The sequence below is a fragment of the Klebsiella sp. BIGb0132 genome (assembly GCF_024810075.1).
Classification (GTDB): Bacteria; Pseudomonadota; Gammaproteobacteria; order Enterobacterales; family Enterobacteriaceae; genus Klebsiella; species Klebsiella terrigena.
The window spans coordinates 15,523-34,609 of sequence record NZ_JANUDW010000013.1; the positions used below are offsets into that span (position 1 = coordinate 15,523).

Sequence of the window (19,087 nt, forward strand, 5' to 3'; positions counted from 1 at the left end):
TGCACCAAAGTAGTGCTTCAGTGTGAGCATTGAGCACCATTTTGGTGCAGTTTTTGTTACGGTGCCCTTTTATCGCTCCGTGAAAGCGATCACAAAGAAACTCTGCAATACTTGTTTGCGGAGGATGTTTGTGATCCTGTTCAGTCCTTCGCTTATTACGTGTACAATAACGCGCTATTTCTAATGCCTGAGGCAAAGTTTGTGATCGAAAATCTGCGTAACATCGCCATCATCGCGCACGTTGACCATGGTAAAACTACCCTGGTCGACAAGCTGCTCCAGCAATCCGGTACGTTCGATGCACGTGCCGAAACACAAGAGCGTGTGATGGACTCCAACGATTTGGAGAAAGAGCGTGGGATTACCATCCTCGCGAAAAACACCGCAATCAAATGGAATGATTACCGTATCAACATCGTTGATACCCCAGGGCACGCCGACTTCGGAGGTGAAGTTGAGCGTGTTATGTCCATGGTTGATTCTGTGCTGCTGGTGGTTGATGCCTTTGACGGTCCGATGCCGCAAACGCGCTTCGTCACCAAGAAAGCCTTTGCCCACGGCCTGAAGCCGATCGTGGTCATCAACAAAGTTGACCGTCCGGGCGCACGCCCTGACTGGGTTGTCGATCAGGTCTTCGATCTGTTCGTTAACCTCGACGCAACTGATGAGCAGCTGGACTTCCCTATCGTTTACGCATCTGCGCTGAACGGTATCGCGGGTCTGGACCACGAAGATATGGCTGAAGACATGACTCCGCTGTATCAGACCATCATCGATCGCGTACCGGCTCCGGACGTTGATAGTGATGGCCCGCTGCAGATGCAGATCTCCCAGCTTGATTACAACAACTACGTTGGCGTAATCGGCATTGGTCGCATCAAGCGCGGTAAAGTGAAGCCGAACCAGCAGGTCACTCTGATTGATAGCGAAGGCAAAACCCGTAACGGTAAAGTCGGTAAAGTCCTGGGCCACCTCGGTCTGGAACGTATCGAGACTGACGTCGCGGAAGCTGGCGATATCATCGCAATCACCGGTCTGGGCGAGCTGAACATCTCCGACACCATCTGCGATCCGCAGAACGTCGAAGCGCTGCCGCCGCTGTCCGTTGATGAACCGACCGTTTCTATGTTCTTCTGCGTTAACACCTCTCCGTTCTGTGGTAAAGAAGGTAAGTACGTTACTTCTCGCCAGATCCTCGATCGCCTGAACAAAGAGCTGGTACACAACGTAGCGCTGCGCGTTGAAGAGACTCCGGATGCGGACGCATTCCGCGTTTCTGGCCGTGGCGAACTGCACCTGTCCGTTCTTATCGAGAACATGCGTCGTGAAGGTTTCGAAATGGCGGTTTCCCGTCCGAAAGTTATCTTCCGCGAAATCGATGGCCGCAAACAAGAGCCGTTCGAAAACGTCACGCTGGACGTTGAAGAGCAGCATCAGGGTTCCGTGATGCAGGCTCTGGGTGAGCGTAAAGGCGACCTGAAAAACATGAATCCAGATGGCAAGGGCCGCGTACGTCTCGACTACGTGATCCCAAGCCGTGGCCTGATTGGCTTCCGTTCTGAGTTCATGACCATGACCTCCGGTACCGGTCTGCTGTACTCCACCTTCAGCCACTACGATGATATTCGTGCGGGCGATGTTGGCCAGCGTCAGAACGGCGTACTGATCTCCAACGGTCAGGGTAAAGCAGTTGCGTTCGCACTGTTCAGCCTGCAGGACCGCGGCAAGCTGTTCCTGGGCCACGGTGCTGAAGTTTACGAAGGCCAGATCATCGGTATTCACAGTCGTTCTAACGACCTGACTGTAAACTGCCTGACCGGTAAGAAACTGACCAACATGCGTGCGTCAGGTACTGACGAAGCAACGGTTCTGGTTCCGCCGATCAAGATGTCTCTGGAGCAAGCTCTCGAGTTCATCGATGACGACGAACTGGTAGAAGTTACCCCTGCTTCCGTACGTATTCGTAAACGTCACCTGACCGAGAACGATCGTAAACGCGCTATGCGCGGTGCGAAAGAAGACTAATTCTCGCCGTCCGTTGATATCTAAACCCCGCCTTAATGGCGGGGTTTCTTTTTTGTCTCCAAAGCCCCCACCTCATAGTCAAACCTCGCCTTTCCCGCTACAGTTAATTTTCCACGGTGCAAAAGGAGAGGGCCATGCTCTATATCTTTGATTTAGGTAATGTGATTGTCGACATCGACTTCAACCGGGTACTCGGGACGTGGAGTGATTTAAGCCGCATTCCGCTGGCGACGCTGAAGCAGCACTTCACCATGGGTGAGGCGTTTCGCCAGCACGAGCGCGGTGAAATCAGCGATGAAGCCTTCGCTGAAGCGATGTGCCATGAGATGAATATGGCGCTGAGCTATGAGCAGTTTTCCCACGGCTGGCAGGCCGTGTTTGTGGCGCTGCGTCCGGAGGTCATCGCGATTATGCACAAGCTACGCGAACAGGGACACCGCGTCGTCGTGCTGTCGAATACCAACCGCCTGCACACCACTTTCTGGCCAGATGAATATCCGCAGGTGCGCGCCGCGGCCGACCGTATCTATCTTTCGCAGGAGATGGGGATGCGTAAGCCCGAGGAGCGGATCTACCAAAGCGTTCTGCAGCAGGAGGGATTTTCCGCTGCCGATACGGTCTTCTTTGACGATAATGCCGAGAATATTGCCGGCGCGAACCGGCTGGGAATAACCAGCATTTTGGTGACCGGAAAGGAGACTATCCCCGACTACTTTGCGCAATGATTATGTTAAAAACCGTTCATCAAAAAGCAAAGCATCGCTGCCGTCCGCTGCTGGCCTGGCTAAAGCTGCTGTGGCACCGGATTGATGAAGACAATATGACGACGCTGGCAGGGAATCTTGCCTACGTGTCGTTACTCGCGCTGGTGCCGCTGATTGCCGTGGTGTTCGCGCTTTTCTCCGCCTTTCCCATGTTTTCTGAAGTGAGCGGGCAGATACGCCACTTCATCTTTGCCAACTTTATCCCGGCGACGGGGGACGTCATTCAGCGCTATATCGAGCAGTTTGTCGCGAACTCCAGCCGAATGACGGCGGTAGGCGCCTGCGGGCTGATCGTGACGTCGCTGCTGCTGATGTATTCGATAGATAGCGCGCTGAATACCATCTGGCGCAGCCCGCGCGCCAGGCCAAAAATTTACTCTTTTGCGGTCTACTGGATGATCCTGACCCTCGGACCCTTACTGGCGGGGGCTAGCCTGGCGATCAGCTCATACCTGCTGTCGCTGCGCTGGGCCAGCGAGCTCAATAGCGTCATTGATGACGTGCTGCGCATCTTCCCGCTGATTCTATCGTGGGCGGCGTTTTGGCTGCTTTACAGCATTGTCCCGACGACGCAGGTGCGAAACCGCGACGCGCTGATTGGTTCGCTGGTGGCCGCGCTGCTGTTTGAGGCCGGTAAAAAAGCGTTTGCCCTGTATATCACCGCCTTTCCGTCGTACCAGCTGATTTATGGCGTTATAGCCGTGGTGCCCCTTTTGTTTGTTTGGGTGTACTGGACGTGGTGTATCGTCTTGCTTGGGGCTGAAATTACTGTCACTCTCGGGGAATACCGCAAACTAAAAAAAGAAGAAACAGAACAACCATGATTGCATTAATTCAACGCGTATCCCGTGCAAGCGTTACCGTGGAGGGCGAGGTGACGGGCGAAATCGGCCCGGGGCTTCTGGTGCTGCTAGGGGTCGAGAAAGATGACGATGAGCAGAAGGCGAACCGTCTCTGTGAACGCGTGCTCGGCTACCGCATCTTTAGCGATGCGGAAGGCAAAATGAATCTTAACGTCCAGCAGGCTGGCGGTAGCGTGCTGGTAGTTTCCCAGTTTACGCTGGCTGCGGATACCGAGCGCGGCATGCGCCCGGGCTTCTCAAAAGGCGCCGCGCCTGATGCCGCTGAGGCGCTGTACGACTATTTCGTCGCGCGCTGCCGCCAGCAGGAAATGCACACACAGACCGGGAGATTCGCTGCGGATATGCAGGTCTCGCTGGTCAATGATGGCCCTGTCACCTTCTGGTTACAGGTATGAGTCAGCTTCCGGGCCGGCTGCGGGTAACAAAAGAGAGTACAGCTATGTATCACCTTCGTGTACCGCAAACAGAAGAAGAGTTAGAGAGCTACTATCAGTTCCGCTGGGAGATGCTGCGTAAGCCGCTGCATCAGCCAAAAGGGTCGGAACGCGATGCCTGGGATGCCATGGCGCATCACCAGATGGTGGTCGATGAGGACGGCAATTTGGTCGCCGTAGGGCGGCTGTACGTGAACGCCGAAAATGAAGCCTCTATTCGCTTTATGGCGGTGCACCCTTCCGTACAGGATAAAGGGCTCGGGACCTTAATGGCGATGACCCTGGAGTCGGTGGCGCGTCAGGAAGGGGTGAAGCGCGTAACCTGCAGCGCCCGCGAGGACGCGGTGGATTTCTTCGCCAAGCTGGGGTTCGTTAACCAGGGTGAGATAACTACGCCAAGCACCACGCCTATCCGCCATTTCCTGATGATCAAGCCGATTGCCTCGCTGGACGACATTCTTCACCGCGGCGACTGGTGCGGACAGCTGCAGCAGGCCTGGTATCAGCACATTCCGCTCAGTGAAAAAATGGGCGTGCGTATTCAGCAGTACACCGGGAAAAAATTCATCACCACCATGCCGGAAGCCGGCAACCAGAATCCGCACCACACGCTGTTTGCCGGGAGCCTCTTTTCCCAGGCAACTCTCACCGGCTGGGGGCTTATTTGGCTGATGCTGCGCGAGCGGCACCTCGGCGGAACGATTATCCTCGCCGACGCGCATATCCGCTACAGCCAGCCGATCAGCGGTCGCCCGAGCGCGGTGGCGGACCTCGGCTCCTTAAGCGGCGATCTTGACCGCCTCGCTCGCGGCCGAAAGGCGCGGGTACAGCTGCAGGTTGAGCTGTTTGGCGATGAGAACCTGGGTGCCGTTTTTGAAGGCATTTATATCGTTCTGCCCGCGAAGCCGTTTGGCTCGTACGAAGAGGGCGGCAACGAAGAAGAGTAGCCCGCCTCTCCTGCCTTATGCGGCGCCTGGTGAACCGCTTCGCCAGGCGATATCCCGCATAGCGTCCCGCGCCGCCGGGCTTATCCCCGCAAGCTGAAAGAAGCCGTGAATAACCCCGAGATAGCGCTGAGCGCTGCACTCGACGTTCTGCTCGAGCAGCCGGCGATATAGCGCCTCACCTTCATCACGCAGCGGGTCGTACTCTGCGGTAATAATATGCACCGGCGGCAGGCCGCAGAAGTCTTCTCGCCACAGCGGGCTCGCCTCCGGGTGGGAAGCGTCGGTCGACGAGAGATAGATCTCGTAGCCGCTCAGCAGCGTATCCCGGGTGATGATGTAATCTTCGCCGTTGCTGACGTAGCTTGCCGAGCGGGCGGTGGCGTCCAGCATCGGGTAAATCAGGATAAGCCCGGCGGGCTGCCACTCTGCCGCGGCTTTCAGGCGCAGGGCGGTAACCAGGGCCAGATGGCCGCCGGCGCTGTCTCCGGCAAGCGTTATGCGTGAGGTATCGACCCCCAGCCGCCCGGCATGGCGGTGGATAATTTCGGCGCCGCGCTGCGCATCGTCATGTGCGGCAGGGAAGGTATGTTCGGGCGCCAGCCGGTACTGCACGGCGATGATCCGGCAGCGGCTCTCATACGCCAGCTGTCGAAGCTGCCGATCGTGGGTAGCAAAGCCGCCGCTGATAAAACAGCCGCCGTGATAGTAAATAACGGTGGGCAGCGCGCCCTCGGCATCAAGCGGCGATACCACGCGAAAGGTCATGCCTTCTAAGGCGATATCCTCGACCTGCACGCGGGTTTCAGGCGCGCCGGCCAGCACCACGCTTGCCACGTAGCCCGCTCTCCGGTCATCAATATTCTGCTCCCGCGAAGAGGGGCGGCCCGCCGCGATAAACTCATCCACCAGGTGGTTAATGCCTTTTTCCAGCGTCATCTCTCACTCCTTTTTTCTGTATGGATATACAGCTTTATAGCCTGGTTTATGGCGGATGAACACGGGATTATTCGGGACAGGTGCGGGGGAGGTAGTGTACAAAAGGGCGCGGATAACGTCGGTGAGGCTTCGGCCTGTGCGGCCTGATGGCTGGCCGGGCAACCTGCGTTACCCGGCCATCAACTACCTTTTATTCGCCTTCACCCGGGAACATAAACGGGTTGATCGAGCTGCGGGCAAAACCTTCCTGCTCCATATGGGCGTCCAGCACCAGCGAAGCCAGATCGTCAGCGACGGCTTCGACGTTGGGATCTTTTTCCTGATACATAATCTTCAGGTAGGTCCCACAGTCGCCGCAGCTTTCAGCCTTGATCGCCGCCTGCTCGTTGTCCAGCGACCAGTAGTTCAAATCGCGGCTCTGTTCGCAGTTGCTGCACTTCACGCGCACGACGTGCCATTCGGTTTCGCACAGATTGCAGTGCAGGTAGCGCAGCCCCTGAGTGGTACCGATTTGCACCATGCTGGAGACCGGCATCGAGCCGCAAACCGGGCAGTGCTGACGCTGTTCGCCGTACTCGGCGTGGGCTTTACCGGGGATCAGGCTCGCCATCTGCGCCCAGTAGAGCGACAGCGCGGCCCAGATAAACGGGGCCTTATCGCTGCTGACCAAAGCAAAGTCGGACGCGAAAAGCGCGTTCGCCATCAGCTCAAGCTCCTGTTCGGACGCTTTTTCCAGGTTTTCGATGACCGCCAGCGCCGGGCCGCTCATTTCCGGCTTCAGCTCGGCGATAAGCGAATGCAGCAGCTTGTGCCAGTGCTTATCGCGCGGCAGGACGTGAATATCCAGCGGCGGTTTGCCCTGGGCATTCGCCTCTTTGAGGCGGGCCGTCAAATCCATCTGCAGCGGATGGTCATACAGTACCACTTCCTGGGCGTGGGCGATCAGCGCGGCAAAGCGCAGATAGTCGCCCAGCGGGTTGCTCTCCGCCAGCTTGCGCAGGCGCTCGGCGCGGCGGTTATAAAGATTTTTTAGCCTGGGGAACAGTAGCGGCGGAATATATTCCGCCGTGCGTTTCTCGCTCGAACCCAGCTCATCTTGCGGGATTATGCGAATACTCATTCAGTCTTTTTTTCCTGTTTCTGGCGGACTTCGCGATACCAGCGTGGGTGATGTTTCTTCGCCCATGATTTGGTAACCCAACCTTCCACCATCGCGGTAATGGTGCCTTTCACCCACAGGGCGGCGTAGATATGCACCATGATAACCACAATTAACGCCACTGCGGCAAATGAATGCAGCATTAGCGCAAATCGGATCACCGGGATTGAGAACGCAGGCGCAAAATACGGACGCCAGATGATCACGCCGCTTATCAGCAGCAGAACCAGGAAAATAATCGCCGCCCAGAATACGCATTTCTGGCCGAAGTTATAGCGCCCGGTGTCACCTACCTCCTCGTTGACGACGATCTTACGAATATTCTTCGCCCAAAAGATATCATCCCGATTGATTAGGTTGTGATGCCAGTAGCGGAAAAACATGATGATGAACGAGGCAAACATGATAACCCCGACAAACGGGTGCAGAATTCGCGCCAGCTGCGGGGTGCCCATAATCTGCATCAGCCAGTTGAAGGAGGGGAAAAAGAACCCCAGCCCGCTGATGGCCGCCAGCATAAAGCAGAAGGCAGTCACCCAGTGGTTGATTCGCTCCGGCGCCGTGTAGCGCACGATGGTGTCACGTCTTTTCATTTGCGCACCTCGTCATTCTCTTCATGCAGGTTGTCTTCTTCCTCTTCCGCACGGTTCGGACCGACGCCGACGTAGTGGAAGATGCTGGCTGCGAAGGTCGCGGCAAAGCCCACCGCCGCGAGCGGTTTCCAGATGCCTTTCCAGAACTTCACGGTGGCGCTGATTTCCGGGTTTTCCGGCAGGCCGTGGTACAGATTCGGCTTGTCTGCATGATGCAGGACGTACATCACGTGCGTACCGCCGACGCCGGCCGGATCGTACAGGCCCGCGTTGTCATAACCGCGGGTTTTCAGCTCGGCAACGCGCTCGCCTGCCAGCACTTTCATATCCTCTTTGGAGCCAAAGTGAATAGCGCCGGTCGGGCAGGTTTTCACACAGGCCGGCTCCTGGCCGACGTTGACGCGATCGACGCACAGCGTGCACTTGTAGACGCGGTTGTCTTCCGGGTTGAGGCGCGGCACGTCGAACGGACAGCCGGCAATGCAGTAGCCGCAGCCGATGCACTGCTCGGACTGGAAATCAACGATACCGTTAGCATACTGAATGATAGCGCCTTCTGCCGGACACGCCTTCAGGCAGCCCGGATCGGCGCAGTGCATGCAGCCATCCTTACGGATCAGCCACTCCAGCTTGTCGTTTTGCTCCACTTCCGAGAAGCGCATCACCGTCCAGGATTTGGCGGTCAGATCCGCCGGGTTGTCGTACACCCCGACGTTGTGACCGACCTCATCACGGATATCGTTCCACTCTGAACAGGCCACCTGACAGGCTTTACAGCCGATGCAGGTGGTGACGTCGATAAGCTTCGCCACCTCCTGCTGGTGGTCCCGCGCCTGAGGCGCGGGGGTGAAACCGTTAGTCGCGGAACGACGAATAATGTCTTGCGATTGATAAGCCATAAGTCGTCTCCCTTACACCTTTTCCACGTTCACGAGGAAGGCTTTGAACTCCGGCGTCTGCGTATTCGCATCGCCGACGAACGGCGTTAGCGTGTTGGCGATAAAGCCCTTCTTCGCCACGCCTTCATAGCCCCAGTGGATCGGAATACCGATAGTATCGATATCCTTACCGTCCACCTTCAGCGTGCGAATTCGCTTGGTCACCACCGCCTTGGCCTTGATATAGCCGCGGTTGGAGGAGACTCTGACGGTATCGCCGTGGACAATACCGAGCTTATTCGCCAGCTTCTCGCCGATTTCAACAAACTGTTCCGGCTGCGCGATGGCGTTGAGCAACGCGTGCTTGGTCCAGTAGTGGAAGTGCTCGGTGAGACGATAGGTGGTGCCAACGTACGGGAACTTATCCGCTTTACCCATCTGCTCCAGGTCACCCTTAAAGACGCGGGCGGCCGGGTTGGAGACCACGTTGGGGTGCAGCGGGTTAGTGCCCAGTGGCGTTTCGAACGGTTCGTAGTGCTCAGGGAACGGTCCTTCCGCCATTTTGTCGATAGCAAACAGGCGGCCCATCCCTTCAGGCTGCATGATAAACGGCCCGACGTCGCTGCCCGGCGCGGCGGCGCTGTAGTCAGGAATATCCATGCCGCCCCATTTTGCGCCATCCCATTTGAGGATCTGGCGCTTCGGATCCCACGGTTTGCCCTGCGGGTCTGCGGAAGCACGGTTATACAGGATGCGGCGGTTAAGCGGCCACGCCCATGCCCAGCCCAGGGTATTGCCGAGGCCCGACGGGTCGGCGTTATCGCGTCTCGCCATCTGGTTGCCGTCCGGCGTCCAGCTGCCGGCGAAGATCCAGCAGCCGCTGGAGGTGGTACCGTCATCGCGCAGCTGCGCAAAGGAGCTGAGCTGCTGGCCTTTCTTGACGATAACCGCGCCGGTGGCCGGGTCGGTTATATCCGCCAGCGCCTTGCCGTTGCTCTCCATCGCCACCTCTTCCGAAGCCGGTTCATGCGGGGTGGAGTAGTCCCAGCTCATATTCAGCACCGGTTCCGGAACCGGACCCCCGTTTTCGGCGTACATCTTACGCAGGCGTAAGAAGATGCCGGCGAGGATCTCACCGTCGGTTGCCGCAATCCCCGGGGCGTCCGCGCCTTTCCAGTGCCACTGCAGCCAGCGTCCGGAGTTGACGATAGAGCCATTCTCTTCGGCGAAGCAGGTCGACGGCAGGCGGAAGACTTCGGTCTGGATTTTCGCCGGATCGACGTCGTTCGACTCGCCGTGGTTTTGCCAGAAGGTGGACGTTTCGGTGTTGAGCGGGTCGATAGTGACCAGGAACTTCAGCTTCGACAGCGAGGCGACGACCTTGTTTTTATTCGGGAACGAGGCCACAGGGTTAAAGCCCTGGCAAATATAGCCGTTCACTTTGCCCTGGTTCATCATCTCGAAGTACTGCAGAACGTCGTACCCTTTATCCCACTTCGGCAGCCAGTCAAAGCCCCAGCTGTTCTCCGCCGTTGCCTTATCGCCGTAGAAGGCCTTCATCATTGAGACGAAGAATTTCGGGTAGTTGCCCCAGTAGTTCACCTGATCCTTCAGCAGCGGTTTCGGCGTGCTGGCGGCCAGGTAAGTCTGGATATCGGCCTGTTTTTCGCTCGGCAGGTTCATGTAACCCGGCAGGCTGGTGGAGAGCAGCCCCAGGTCGGTCAGCCCCTGAATATTGGAGTGGCCGCGCAGCGCGTTCACGCCGCCGCCCGCCATCCCCATATTGCCGAGCAGCAGCTGGATCATCGCCATGGTGCGGATGTTCTGCGCGCCGATAGAGTGCTGCGTCCAGCCAAGGGCATAGAGGAACGACGCGGTTTTATCATGGGCGCTGGTTTCGGCGATGTATTCGCAAACTTTCAGGAAGTCGGCTTTTGGCGTCCCGCAGATATTTTCCACAACCTCCGGCGTATAGCGGGAGACGTGCTGTTTCAGCAGGTTCCAGACGCAGCGCGGATGCTGAAGGGAGGTATCGCGTTTGGCAAAGCCGTTTTCGTCCAGCTCGTAGTTCCAGCTGGTCTTATCGTAGCTGCGTTTTTCGGCGTCGTAGCCGCTAAACAGGCCGTCATCGAAGCTGTAATCCTCACGCACGATCAGGCTGGCGTTGGTATAGGCTTCGGTGTACTCGCGGTTGATTTTTTCGTTATTCAACAGGTACAGGATGACGCCTGACAGGAAGGTAATGTCAGTACCAGAGCGAATCGGGGTATAGAAGTCGGCTACCGACGCGGTGCGCGTAAAGCGCGGGTCGATAACAATGAGCTTCGCGCCATTGTGAATTTTGGCTTCCATCGCCCAGCGGAACCCTACCGGGTGCGCTTCAGCGGCGTTACCGCCCATGACCACAACGAGGTTGGCATTTTTAATGTCAACCCAGTGGTTCGTCATCGCACCGCGACCAAATGTTGGAGCAAGACTTGCTACCGTTGGTCCGTGTCAGACGCGCGCCTGGTTGTCGACCGCGAGCATACCGAGCGCGCGGGTGAATTTCTGCGTTAAATAGCCGGTTTCGTTGCTGGAGGCGGATGCGCACAGCATCCCGGTGGTCAGCCAGCGGTTAACGGTGGTGCCGGCGTCGTTTTTGGCGACAAAGTTGGCATCACGGTCTTCTTTCATCAGCTTCGCGATACGATCGAACGCATCGTCCCAGCTGATTTGCTGCCATTTATCGGAGCCAGGTGCGCGATATTCCGGGAATTTCAGTCGGCTTTCGGAGTGGATAAAGTCCACCAGGCCGGCCCCTTTCGGGCAGAGTGCACCACGGTTGACCGGATGATCCGGGTCACCTTCGATATGAAAGATGGATGCTTTGGCGTTTTTCGCACCGTCACCGAGGCTATACATTAACAGCCCACAGCCAACGGAACAGTACGTACAGGTGTTGCGGGTTTCACGGGTACGCAGCAGCTTATATTGCCGGGTCTCCGCGAGCGCAATAGCCGGGGCGAAGCCCAGCGTTGCTGCCGTTGTACCTGCCATACCGCCAGCGCAGATCTTAAAGAACTGCCTTCTGCTGACCTGCATGGTTCACTCCTTGTATCGACATTGTCACATGTAGTTATTTACTTTGCGGTAAGGGCCGCAAAGGTTCAGAATTAGGGGCAATCACCCTCTTTCTTGAGGGGGTATGTAAAGAATACCACATTGTGTGTATGCCTGTTCCAATACGGTTAAGACAAAGTGAATAAGAACCCTCTCGAACAAATCAAAAATGTGACTACTGTCACGGGTTACCGCCAGGTCGCGCTGTGGAAGCGCGATAATTTGCAACATCCTCAGCCGGACGAGTTAGCTGAAGAGGTGCCGGTCGCCCTGGTCTATAACGGCATCTCCCACGTCGTGATGATGGCCTCTCCGGGCGATCTGCAGCGGTTCGCCGTCGGTTTTTCGTTGTCCGAAGGGATTATCGAAAATCGCGCCGAGATCTACGGCATGGACGTGGTGCAGGAATGCAACGGCCTGGCCGTCAGAATTGAGCTCTCCAGCCGCCGGTTTATGGGGCTGAAAGAGCGCCGCCGCGCGCTGGCGGGACGCACCGGCTGTGGAGTATGCGGCGTGGAGCAGCTAAACGATATCGGCAGGCCGGTGCGCCCGCTGCCGTTTACGCAAACCTTCAACCTCGCGAACCTCGATCGCGCGCTGGAGCACCTTAACGACGTGCAGCCCATCGGCCGCATCACCGGGTGCACCCACGCGGCCGCCTGGGTTCGTCCGTCGGGCCAGCTGGCGGGCGGGCATGAAGACGTTGGCCGTCACGTCGCTCTCGACAAGCTGCTCGGGCGGCGCGTGGAGGAGGGAAACGACTGGCAGAACGGCGCGGCGCTGGTCTCCAGCCGGGCCAGCTACGAGATGGTGCAGAAGGCGGCCATGTGCGGCGTGGAAATCCTGTTTGCGGTCTCCGCCGCGACCGCGCTGGCGGTTGAGGTCGCGGAACGCTGCAACCTGACGCTGGTCGGTTTTTGCAAGCCGGGCAGAGCGACGATTTATACGCATCCCGAGCGTCTGGCAGCGGAGTGACGCCACCAGGCAGCCAAAATACTTCCTGAAAACGCCAGCTCCATCATCACGGCAACGGGCGAGCCGACCACCACATTGTTCAGTAGCCAACAAAGGCTGCCGCACAATGTGTAACCGCGTAATTTCTCGCTCTGTTTCTGAAACGACGCCAACGTCATCAGCAGGCTCCCGGCGAGCGGCAGGATATTCTCCAGACTTTGCCACAGACCGGCGCTACAAAGCAGCGACCCGAGCATAAACCCCCACATAGCCCGGCGGCTAAGCGTCACGATGGCCACCGCGTAGCGACATGCTGCGATGAGCATTAATCCCGCCGCGCCGGGTTGTTCCAGAAGATAAAAATGAAGCGCCAGCAGGGCGGTTGATCCTGCGAGCAGGGACAGCGTCGCGGCCCGGCGCTGAAAATGAAAGGCGGAAATATCGAGCAAAAAGCTCATACCGGCCAGGAGCTGAGAGAACATAAAGGCGTTCATCGCGTCTGCCATCTGCTGAGGAGTAGCGGGACATTAAGCGATGCAAACGCGTCATGCGTTAACCTTTGTTAAGACGCTGGCGAATGCGGGACAGGCTAACAGGAGTAATGCCGATGTAGCTGGCGAGATCGCGCTGAGTGAGCTGCGCCTCCCAGTCCGGAAAGTGGGTTTGCACGTACTGATAGCGCTGCTCTGGCGTATTGAGCAACAGCATTTGCTCTTTTTTCTCTTTGTAGATCAGCTGGCGGGTGAGCAGCTGTATCTTAATTTCCTGATTTTCGGGGGCATCAAGCGCGGCCAGGGGGATTTCGCTGGTTTCACCCGCGGAGATCGTTTGCAGGCCGTAATCTGCCGGCGTCCTGGTGAGCCAGTTCAGATAAAGGAAGCAATATTCGCCCGCAAAATAAAACTCTTTAACGCGCTCAGCGCCGCCGGGAGAGTGATAAACAGCGCGCACCACGCCGTGATGTAAAAAGTAAATATGGGTTTGAGGTTCGCCCTGACGAAGTAACCAGCTGCCGGCAGACCGCACTGTTTTCCGGCCGCCTGACGGTAATTTTCGATCGGCGTCAAACGTCATTTTTTTCCTCAAATAATTTGAATAAGAATAGCAAATCCTTCCGCTTTTCGTTACGGGATGTGAGGTCTATTATTTATCTCATCAAGGCGAAGCGCCTTACCCAAACAACTTACTGAAGGATTTATCTCATGAAAAACGTCAAAACTTTTGTCGCAGTTATCGCTCTGGCCGCTTCATTTGGTTCTTTCGCTGCTGAAAGCGTGACCGCCACCGCCGCAACCATGGACGGTGCTGAAGCGAAAATTGCCGCTCAGGCCCAGGCTGCTGGCGCATCATCTTATAAAATTACCGAAGCCTTTACCGGTAACCGCGTGCATATGACGGCGGAACTGAATAAATAAGCTTAAGAGCTACTGTTGAAAGAGCGCCTCAGGGCGCTTTTTTAGTTTATGCCCGCCAGCCGCAGCAGGGCGGTAACCACCGCCGCGGCGATAATCACCACGATCAGCGGCATCTTGCGCCAGGCGAGGAATACCGCGAAGCCCACCCCCAGCACCCGCGCCATACCGGCAAAATGTTCGCTTTCATAAAATGTGGTCGCCAGGGCGACGGAAAATAGCAGTACCGTCGCGGCGTCCGAGAGCAGCGCCTGAGAACGCTCGGAAAGCGCCAGGCGGCTACCGATCTTCGCGCCGCCGAGGCGCATCAGGTAGGTTCCTGCCGACAGGATAGCGATCCCGATGATAAACAGCGTGATGTTGCCCATTATTTTTTCCTCGCCAGCAGGCCGAACAGGGAGAACAGCGCCGGCAGGCCCGCAGGGGCAAAGGGGACTGCTGCGAGGGATAGCGCCGCACCGCTGCAGGCGCGGGCTAAGGTGGTGCGGTTTTTAAACGCGGGAATAACCAGCGCCAGCAGAATGGCGGGAAAGACGGCGTCGAGGCCGATGGTTTCCGGGGCCGGCAGGATCTTGCCGACCAGGGCTCCAAGCAGCGCGCCCAGCGGCCAGATGATAGCCACGCCGAGTCCGCACAGCCAGTAGGCGGCTTTACGCTGCTCCGGCGTTTTCTGCGACAGCCCGAAGACCACGCTTTCGTCATTCATAATATGGCAGCCCAGCAGGCTGGCGCCGCGCCTGCCGACCAGATCGCGAACCGTCACGCCGAACGGCACGTGGCGGGCGTTGACCAGTAATCCCGCGGCGGCGGCGGTCAGCGGGTTACCGCCGCTGGCGACGATGCCGATAAACATAAACTCCGAGGCGCCCGCCAGCACGCAAATCGACAGCACGAACGGCACCCACACCGGGAAGCCATAGGCTATCGCCAGCGAGCCGTAGGAGAGGCCGACGACGCCCACGGCCAGGCAGACTAAGACTATCGCTTTTATCGTGTCCCCTTTGAGACAGGAGAAGTGCTGCTTCATACTATTTAGCCATATCGAACGAATTTCCATTATAATGAACGCAACCCTTTCGACTTTCAAGTCGAACGAATCGTTCTATATAAAAAACGCGGAGCCGTGTATGACACAGCCAATTAGTCTGATTGCCCGGAGTCTGGTACGCGAGCGCTCGCGCACCGGGCTCTCGCTGGCGGAAGTCGCGCGCCGGGCCGGTATTGCCAAATCGACGCTATCGCAGCTGGAGTCAGGCAACGGCAACCCCAGCCTCGAGACGCTGTGGGCGCTTTGCGTCGCGCTCGATATTCCGTTTGCCCGGCTGCTGGAGCCGCAGGCGCAAAAAACGCAGGTGCTGCGTCGCGGGGAAGGGACGAAGGTGGTGGCTGAGCAGGCCCACTATCAGGCTATTCTGCTGGCGGCCTGCCCGCCCGGCGCCCGCCGCGATATCTATTTACTGCTGACCCAGCCGGGGGCTGATCGTATTTCTCACCCGCACCCGCCGGGATCGATAGAGCATATTATTGTCACCCAGGGCCGCGCGCGCGTGGGCCTGACCGAAGCGCCGGAAGAGCTGGGCGCCGGGGACTACATCTGTTACCCCGCCGATCGGGAACATCTCTTCCAGGCGCTGGAGCCGGATACCCAGGCGATTCTGGTGGCTGAGCAAAGCTAGCGTGTTATTGCGGGGATGACCGCGCCGCTCCCGCTGGACGTCCCGCCCGTATTGCGGGACACTAGCCGTTTCCTCCACCGCCGACTGGGATACGTATGTCGCTGAAAGCTATTGCTAAAGAACTTGGAATCTCGGTAACGACCGTCAGCCGCGCGCTGAACGGTTATGACGACGTGTCGCAGGAGACGCGCGCCCGCGTGGAGGCGGAAGCGCAGCGCCGTGGCTACCGGCCCAATACCTTCGCGCGACGCCTTAAAATGGGCAAAATTGACGCCGTGGGTCTGGTTTTTCCCATCAGCCCGGCCCCGCTGAATAACAACGTATTTCTCGACATGGTCGGCGAAATTAGCCACGAGCTGTCGCGCTATGAGATTGATTTACTGCTGATTGCCGACGATGAGCAGGCGGACAAGCACGGCTATATGCGAATGGTCCAGAGCCGGCGGGTCGATGCGCTGATTGTCGCTCATACCCTGGATGACGACCCCCGCCTGACGCAGCTGCTCTCCTCCGGCTTCCCTTTCCTCGCCCTTGGTCGCAGCCGGCTGCCGCAGCCCTATGCCTGGTTTGATTTTGATAATCAGGCCGGAACCTGGCGTGCGACCCGCCATTTGATTAGCCAGGGGCATCGGCGCATCGCGCTGCTGAGCGAAAATAACAATCAGGCGTTTATCACCCAGCGCCGCAACGGCTATCTGCAGGCGCTGCGCGAGGCCGGATTAGCGGATACCTGGCTGCGCAGCGTGCCGCCAACCCGCCGCGGCGGCTATCAGGCGACGATGGAGCTGCTGCGTTTGCCGGAACCACCCACGGCGATCGTGACCGACTGTAATACCCACGGCGACGGCGCGGCGATGGCGCTATCCCAGCTGGGGCGCCTGACCGGCGATAACCGCGTGTCGCTGGTGGTTTACGACGGTCTGCCGCAGGACAGCATCATTGAAACTCCGGTGGCGGCGGTGATCCAATCCACTCGCCAGGGCGTTGGCCGCCAGATCGCCGGCATGGTCCGTCGGCTGATTGCCGGCGACGATCTTTCCTCCCTGCAGGTGCTCTGGCAGCCCGAATTTTTCCCCGGCGACACCGCCTGATTCCCCTCCCGCTACGCTAATTTCTGCACTCGATCACGAATCCGAAACGTTTTGGTTGTTACCCGAAACGTTTCGGATCAACAGTAAGGCATTCCTTGCTGTGGAGATGTCTGATGTCTGATTCGATTGTACGCCTGCAAAGCGCAGGGGCCGATGTGGTAATCAAAACCCATCCGTTTGCCGAAATTATCTACTGGGGGCCGCATTTAAGCCATTTTTCGCCGCAGGATGCGGTCAGCCTGACGCGCCCGGTGGCTAACGGTCGCCTGGACGTCGATTCCCCCGTAACGCTGATGGCCGAGCTGGGCCACGGGCTGTTTGGCGCGCCTGGGATTGAAGGGCATCGCCAGGGGCTGGACGGCTCGCCGGTGTTCGCCACCGCCGAGGTCGTGCAGGACGGGCAAAGCCTAACCATTATCAGCGAGGACCCGCACGCCGGGCTGCGCCTGCGTAGCGAAATTGTGCTCGATAGCAGCGGCGTGCTCAGCGTTCGCCACGGTCTGACCAACCTGCGCGCGCAGCCCTGGCAGGTGGACCGGCTTGCGGTCACGCTGCCGGTTGCCGAACGCGCCCGCGAAGTGATGGCTTTTCACGGCCGCTGGATCCGCGAGTTTCAGCCGCATCGGCTGGTCCTCGATCACGACAGCTTCGTGCTGGAAAACCGCCGCGGGCGCACCTCCCACGAGCATTTCCCGGCGCTGATTACCGGCAGCACCGCCTTTAGCGAGATGCAGGGCGAAGTGTGGGGAGTGCACCTTGGCTGGAGCGGCAACCACCGCCTGCGCGCTGAGGTAAAAACCGATGGCCGCCGCTATCTGCAGGCGGAAGCGCTCTATTTACCGGGGGAGATGGCGCTGGCCGAAGGCGAAACCCTGTGGACGCCGTCGCTGTACGCCAGCTATTCGGCGCAGGGTCTGAACGGCATGAGCCAGCAGTTTCATCGCTACCTGCGCGAGCAGATCGTGCGCTTCCCGGATAACAAACCGCGCCCGGTGCATCTCAATACCTGGGAGGGGATCTATTTCAATCATGACCCGCAGTACATCATGCGCATGGCGGACGAGGCGGCGGAACTTGGCGTCGAGCGCTTCATCATTGACGACGGCTGGTTCAAAGGGCGCAACGACGACTGGGCGGCGCTCGGCGACTGGTATCTGGATGAGAAAAAGTACCCCAACGGGCTGACGCCGGTTATCGACCACGTGAAGTCGCTGGGCATGGAGTTCGGCATCTGGGTTGAGCCGGAAATGATCAACCCGGATTCGGACCTTTTCCGCGCCCACCCTGACTGGGTGCTGGCCCTGCCGGGCTATACGCCGCTGACCGGCCGCCATCAGTACGTCCTGAACCTCAATATTCCGCAGGCCTTTGACTATCTGCTGGAGCGGATGAGCTGGCTGCTGGGCGAGCACGCCGTGGATTATGTGAAGTGGGATATGAACCGCGAGCTGGTGCAGCCGGGCCATAACGGTAAAGCCGCCGCCGATGCGCAGACCCGCGAGTTTTATCGTCTGCTGGACGCGCTGGTTGCCCGCTTCCCGCATATTGAATTTGAATCCTGCTCCTCCGGCGGCGGACGCATCGATTATGAGGTGCTGAAGCGCAGCCATCGCTTCTGGGCTTCCGATAACAACGATGCCCTGGAGCGCAACACTATCCAGCGCGGCATGAGCTATTTCTTCCCGCCGGAGGTGATGGGCGCGCATATCGGCAACCGCCACTGCCACGCTACCTTCCGCCAGCACAGCATCGCCTTTCGCGGCCTGACCGCGCTGTTTGGTCATATGGGGCTGGAGCTGGATCCGGTGAGCGCCGACGAGCAGGAGCGCGCGGGCTACCGCAAGTATGCCGCCCTGCATAAGCAGTGGCGCGACGTCATTCATCACGGTGTGCAGTGGCGTATGGATATGCCGGACGCCACCACGCTGGCACACGGCGTGGTCAGCGAAGATAAGAGCCAGGCGATTTTCCTCGTCAGCCAGCTGGCGATGCCGGATTACACCCTGATGGCGCCGCTGCGCGTTGCGGGGCTGGAGGCGGGCGCCCGCTATCAGGTTACGCTGCTCGATCACCCGGATATTCAGATTACGGGAGAGGGCGGTCATACCATGCGCAAGCTGCCGGAATGGATGGTGACCCCGCAAACGGTGAGCGGCGAGTGGCTACAGCAGGCGGGGCTGGCGCTGCCAATCCTCGATCCGGAAAGCGCCATTTTGATTGGCCTGCAACGCGTGTAATGGTGACGGGCCGCCA

At 58.4% G+C, this 19,087-nt stretch carries 19 protein-coding genes; 10 read left to right on the forward strand and 9 right to left on the reverse strand.

Going from position 1 to position 19,087, the window contains the following annotated elements:
* Positions 1-201 precede the first annotated feature (201 nt).
* The 5 genes from typA (at position 202) to fabY (ending at position 5,033) form a co-directional block, all read left to right on the forward strand.
* Complete coding sequence (gene typA, locus M2416_RS24080) at positions 202-2,025, forward strand: ribosome-dependent GTPase TypA (RefSeq protein WP_076947936.1); 1,824 nt, start codon at positions 202-204, stop codon at positions 2,023-2,025.
* 134 nt (positions 2,026-2,159) lie between these two features.
* The gene (gene yihX / locus M2416_RS24085) at positions 2,160-2,750 is read left to right on the forward strand and encodes a glucose-1-phosphatase (RefSeq protein WP_041143389.1); all 591 of its coding nucleotides are present in this window, start codon (positions 2,160-2,162) and stop codon (positions 2,748-2,750) included.
* Positions 2,751-2,752: 2 nt separating this feature from the next.
* On the forward strand, positions 2,753-3,613 hold the full coding sequence (locus tag M2416_RS24090; RefSeq protein ID WP_132514422.1) for a virulence factor BrkB family protein: 861 nt from the start codon (positions 2,753-2,755) through the stop codon (positions 3,611-3,613).
* Positions 3,610-4,047: a D-aminoacyl-tRNA deacylase gene (dtd, locus tag M2416_RS24095; RefSeq protein ID WP_045853698.1), complete on the forward strand. Its 438-nt coding sequence runs from the start codon at positions 3,610-3,612 to the stop codon at positions 4,045-4,047. The genes M2416_RS24090 and dtd overlap by 4 nt, the downstream gene beginning before the upstream one ends.
* A 44-nt stretch (positions 4,048-4,091) precedes the next feature.
* Positions 4,092-5,033 carry a fatty acid biosynthesis protein FabY gene (gene fabY, locus M2416_RS24100; protein ID WP_076947937.1) on the forward strand — a complete coding sequence of 314 codons (942 nt, stop codon included), beginning with the start codon at positions 4,092-4,094 and terminating at the stop codon, positions 5,031-5,033.
* A 15-nt stretch (positions 5,034-5,048) separates the two neighbouring features.
* On the opposite strand, the gene M2416_RS24105 is transcribed toward fabY, so the two are convergent.
* The 5 genes from M2416_RS24105 to fdnG all read right to left on the reverse strand — a co-directional run bounded on the left by M2416_RS24105 (position 5,049) and on the right by fdnG (position 11,683).
* Entirely contained in the window at positions 5,049-5,969 is a 921-nt protein-coding gene (locus tag M2416_RS24105; RefSeq protein ID WP_259227291.1) for an alpha/beta hydrolase, read from the reverse strand.
* Positions 5,970-6,159: 190 nt separating this feature from the next.
* A complete protein-coding gene (gene fdhE, locus M2416_RS24110) occupies positions 6,160-7,089 on the reverse strand; it encodes a formate dehydrogenase accessory protein FdhE (protein ID WP_041143393.1) in 930 nt (309 codons plus the stop codon).
* Complete coding sequence (gene fdoI, locus M2416_RS24115; RefSeq protein WP_041143394.1) at positions 7,086-7,721, reverse strand: formate dehydrogenase cytochrome b556 subunit; 636 nt, start codon at positions 7,719-7,721, stop codon at positions 7,086-7,088. The genes fdhE and fdoI overlap by 4 nt, the downstream gene beginning before the upstream one ends.
* On the reverse strand, positions 7,718-8,620 hold the full coding sequence (fdxH, locus tag M2416_RS24120) for a formate dehydrogenase subunit beta (RefSeq protein WP_076947939.1): 903 nt from the start codon (positions 8,618-8,620) through the stop codon (positions 7,718-7,720). The genes fdoI and fdxH overlap by 4 nt, the downstream gene beginning before the upstream one ends.
* Positions 8,621-8,632: 12 nt before the next feature.
* Positions 8,633-11,683 carry a formate dehydrogenase-N subunit alpha gene (gene fdnG / locus M2416_RS24125; RefSeq protein ID WP_259227296.1) on the reverse strand — a complete coding sequence of 1,017 codons (3,051 nt, stop codon included), beginning with the start codon at positions 11,681-11,683 and terminating at the stop codon, positions 8,633-8,635.
* Positions 11,684-11,839: 156 nt separating this feature from the next.
* Between fdnG and fdhD the strand changes: the two genes are divergently transcribed.
* Complete coding sequence (gene fdhD, locus M2416_RS24130; protein ID WP_259227297.1) at positions 11,840-12,676, forward strand: formate dehydrogenase accessory sulfurtransferase FdhD; 837 nt, start codon at positions 11,840-11,842, stop codon at positions 12,674-12,676.
* Here fdhD and M2416_RS24135 read toward each other — a convergent pair.
* Both M2416_RS24135 and M2416_RS24140 read right to left on the reverse strand, forming a co-directional pair.
* Positions 12,643-13,149 carry a YgjV family protein gene (locus M2416_RS24135; protein WP_076947976.1) on the reverse strand — a complete coding sequence of 169 codons (507 nt, stop codon included), beginning with the start codon at positions 13,147-13,149 and terminating at the stop codon, positions 12,643-12,645. The two genes, fdhD and M2416_RS24135, sit on opposite strands and share 34 nt — an antisense overlap.
* A gap of 58 nt (positions 13,150-13,207) precedes the next feature.
* Positions 13,208-13,681, reverse strand: a complete 474-nt coding sequence (locus M2416_RS24140) for a Crp/Fnr family transcriptional regulator (RefSeq protein ID WP_254846126.1) — start codon at positions 13,679-13,681, stop codon at positions 13,208-13,210.
* A 176-nt stretch (positions 13,682-13,857) separates the two neighbouring features.
* Between M2416_RS24140 and M2416_RS24145 the strand changes: the two genes are divergently transcribed.
* Positions 13,858-14,070 carry a YdgH/BhsA/McbA-like domain containing protein gene (locus tag M2416_RS24145; protein WP_041143399.1) on the forward strand — a complete coding sequence of 71 codons (213 nt, stop codon included), beginning with the start codon at positions 13,858-13,860 and terminating at the stop codon, positions 14,068-14,070.
* Between the two features lie 41 nt (positions 14,071-14,111).
* Here M2416_RS24145 and M2416_RS24150 read toward each other — a convergent pair whose 3' ends face one another.
* Entirely contained in the window at positions 14,112-14,435 is a 324-nt protein-coding gene (locus M2416_RS24150; protein ID WP_045853686.1) for an AzlD domain-containing protein, read from the reverse strand.
* Complete coding sequence (locus M2416_RS24155; protein WP_259227302.1) at positions 14,435-15,094, reverse strand: AzlC family ABC transporter permease; 660 nt, start codon at positions 15,092-15,094, stop codon at positions 14,435-14,437. The genes M2416_RS24150 and M2416_RS24155 overlap by 1 nt, the downstream gene beginning before the upstream one ends.
* Before the next feature lie 100 nt (positions 15,095-15,194).
* Here M2416_RS24155 and M2416_RS24160 point away from each other — a divergent pair, with 100 nt between their 5' ends.
* The 3 genes from M2416_RS24160 (at position 15,195) to M2416_RS24170 (ending at position 19,071) form a co-directional block, all read left to right on the forward strand.
* Complete coding sequence (locus M2416_RS24160; protein WP_045853684.1) at positions 15,195-15,743, forward strand: helix-turn-helix domain-containing protein; 549 nt, start codon at positions 15,195-15,197, stop codon at positions 15,741-15,743.
* A gap of 95 nt (positions 15,744-15,838) precedes the next feature.
* A complete protein-coding gene (locus tag M2416_RS24165; RefSeq protein WP_045853683.1) occupies positions 15,839-16,834 on the forward strand; it encodes a substrate-binding domain-containing protein in 996 nt (331 codons plus the stop codon).
* A 113-nt stretch (positions 16,835-16,947) separates the two neighbouring features.
* The gene (locus tag M2416_RS24170) at positions 16,948-19,071 is read left to right on the forward strand and encodes an alpha-galactosidase (RefSeq protein ID WP_259227305.1); all 2,124 of its coding nucleotides are present in this window, start codon (positions 16,948-16,950) and stop codon (positions 19,069-19,071) included.
* Positions 19,072-19,087 lie beyond the last annotated feature (16 nt).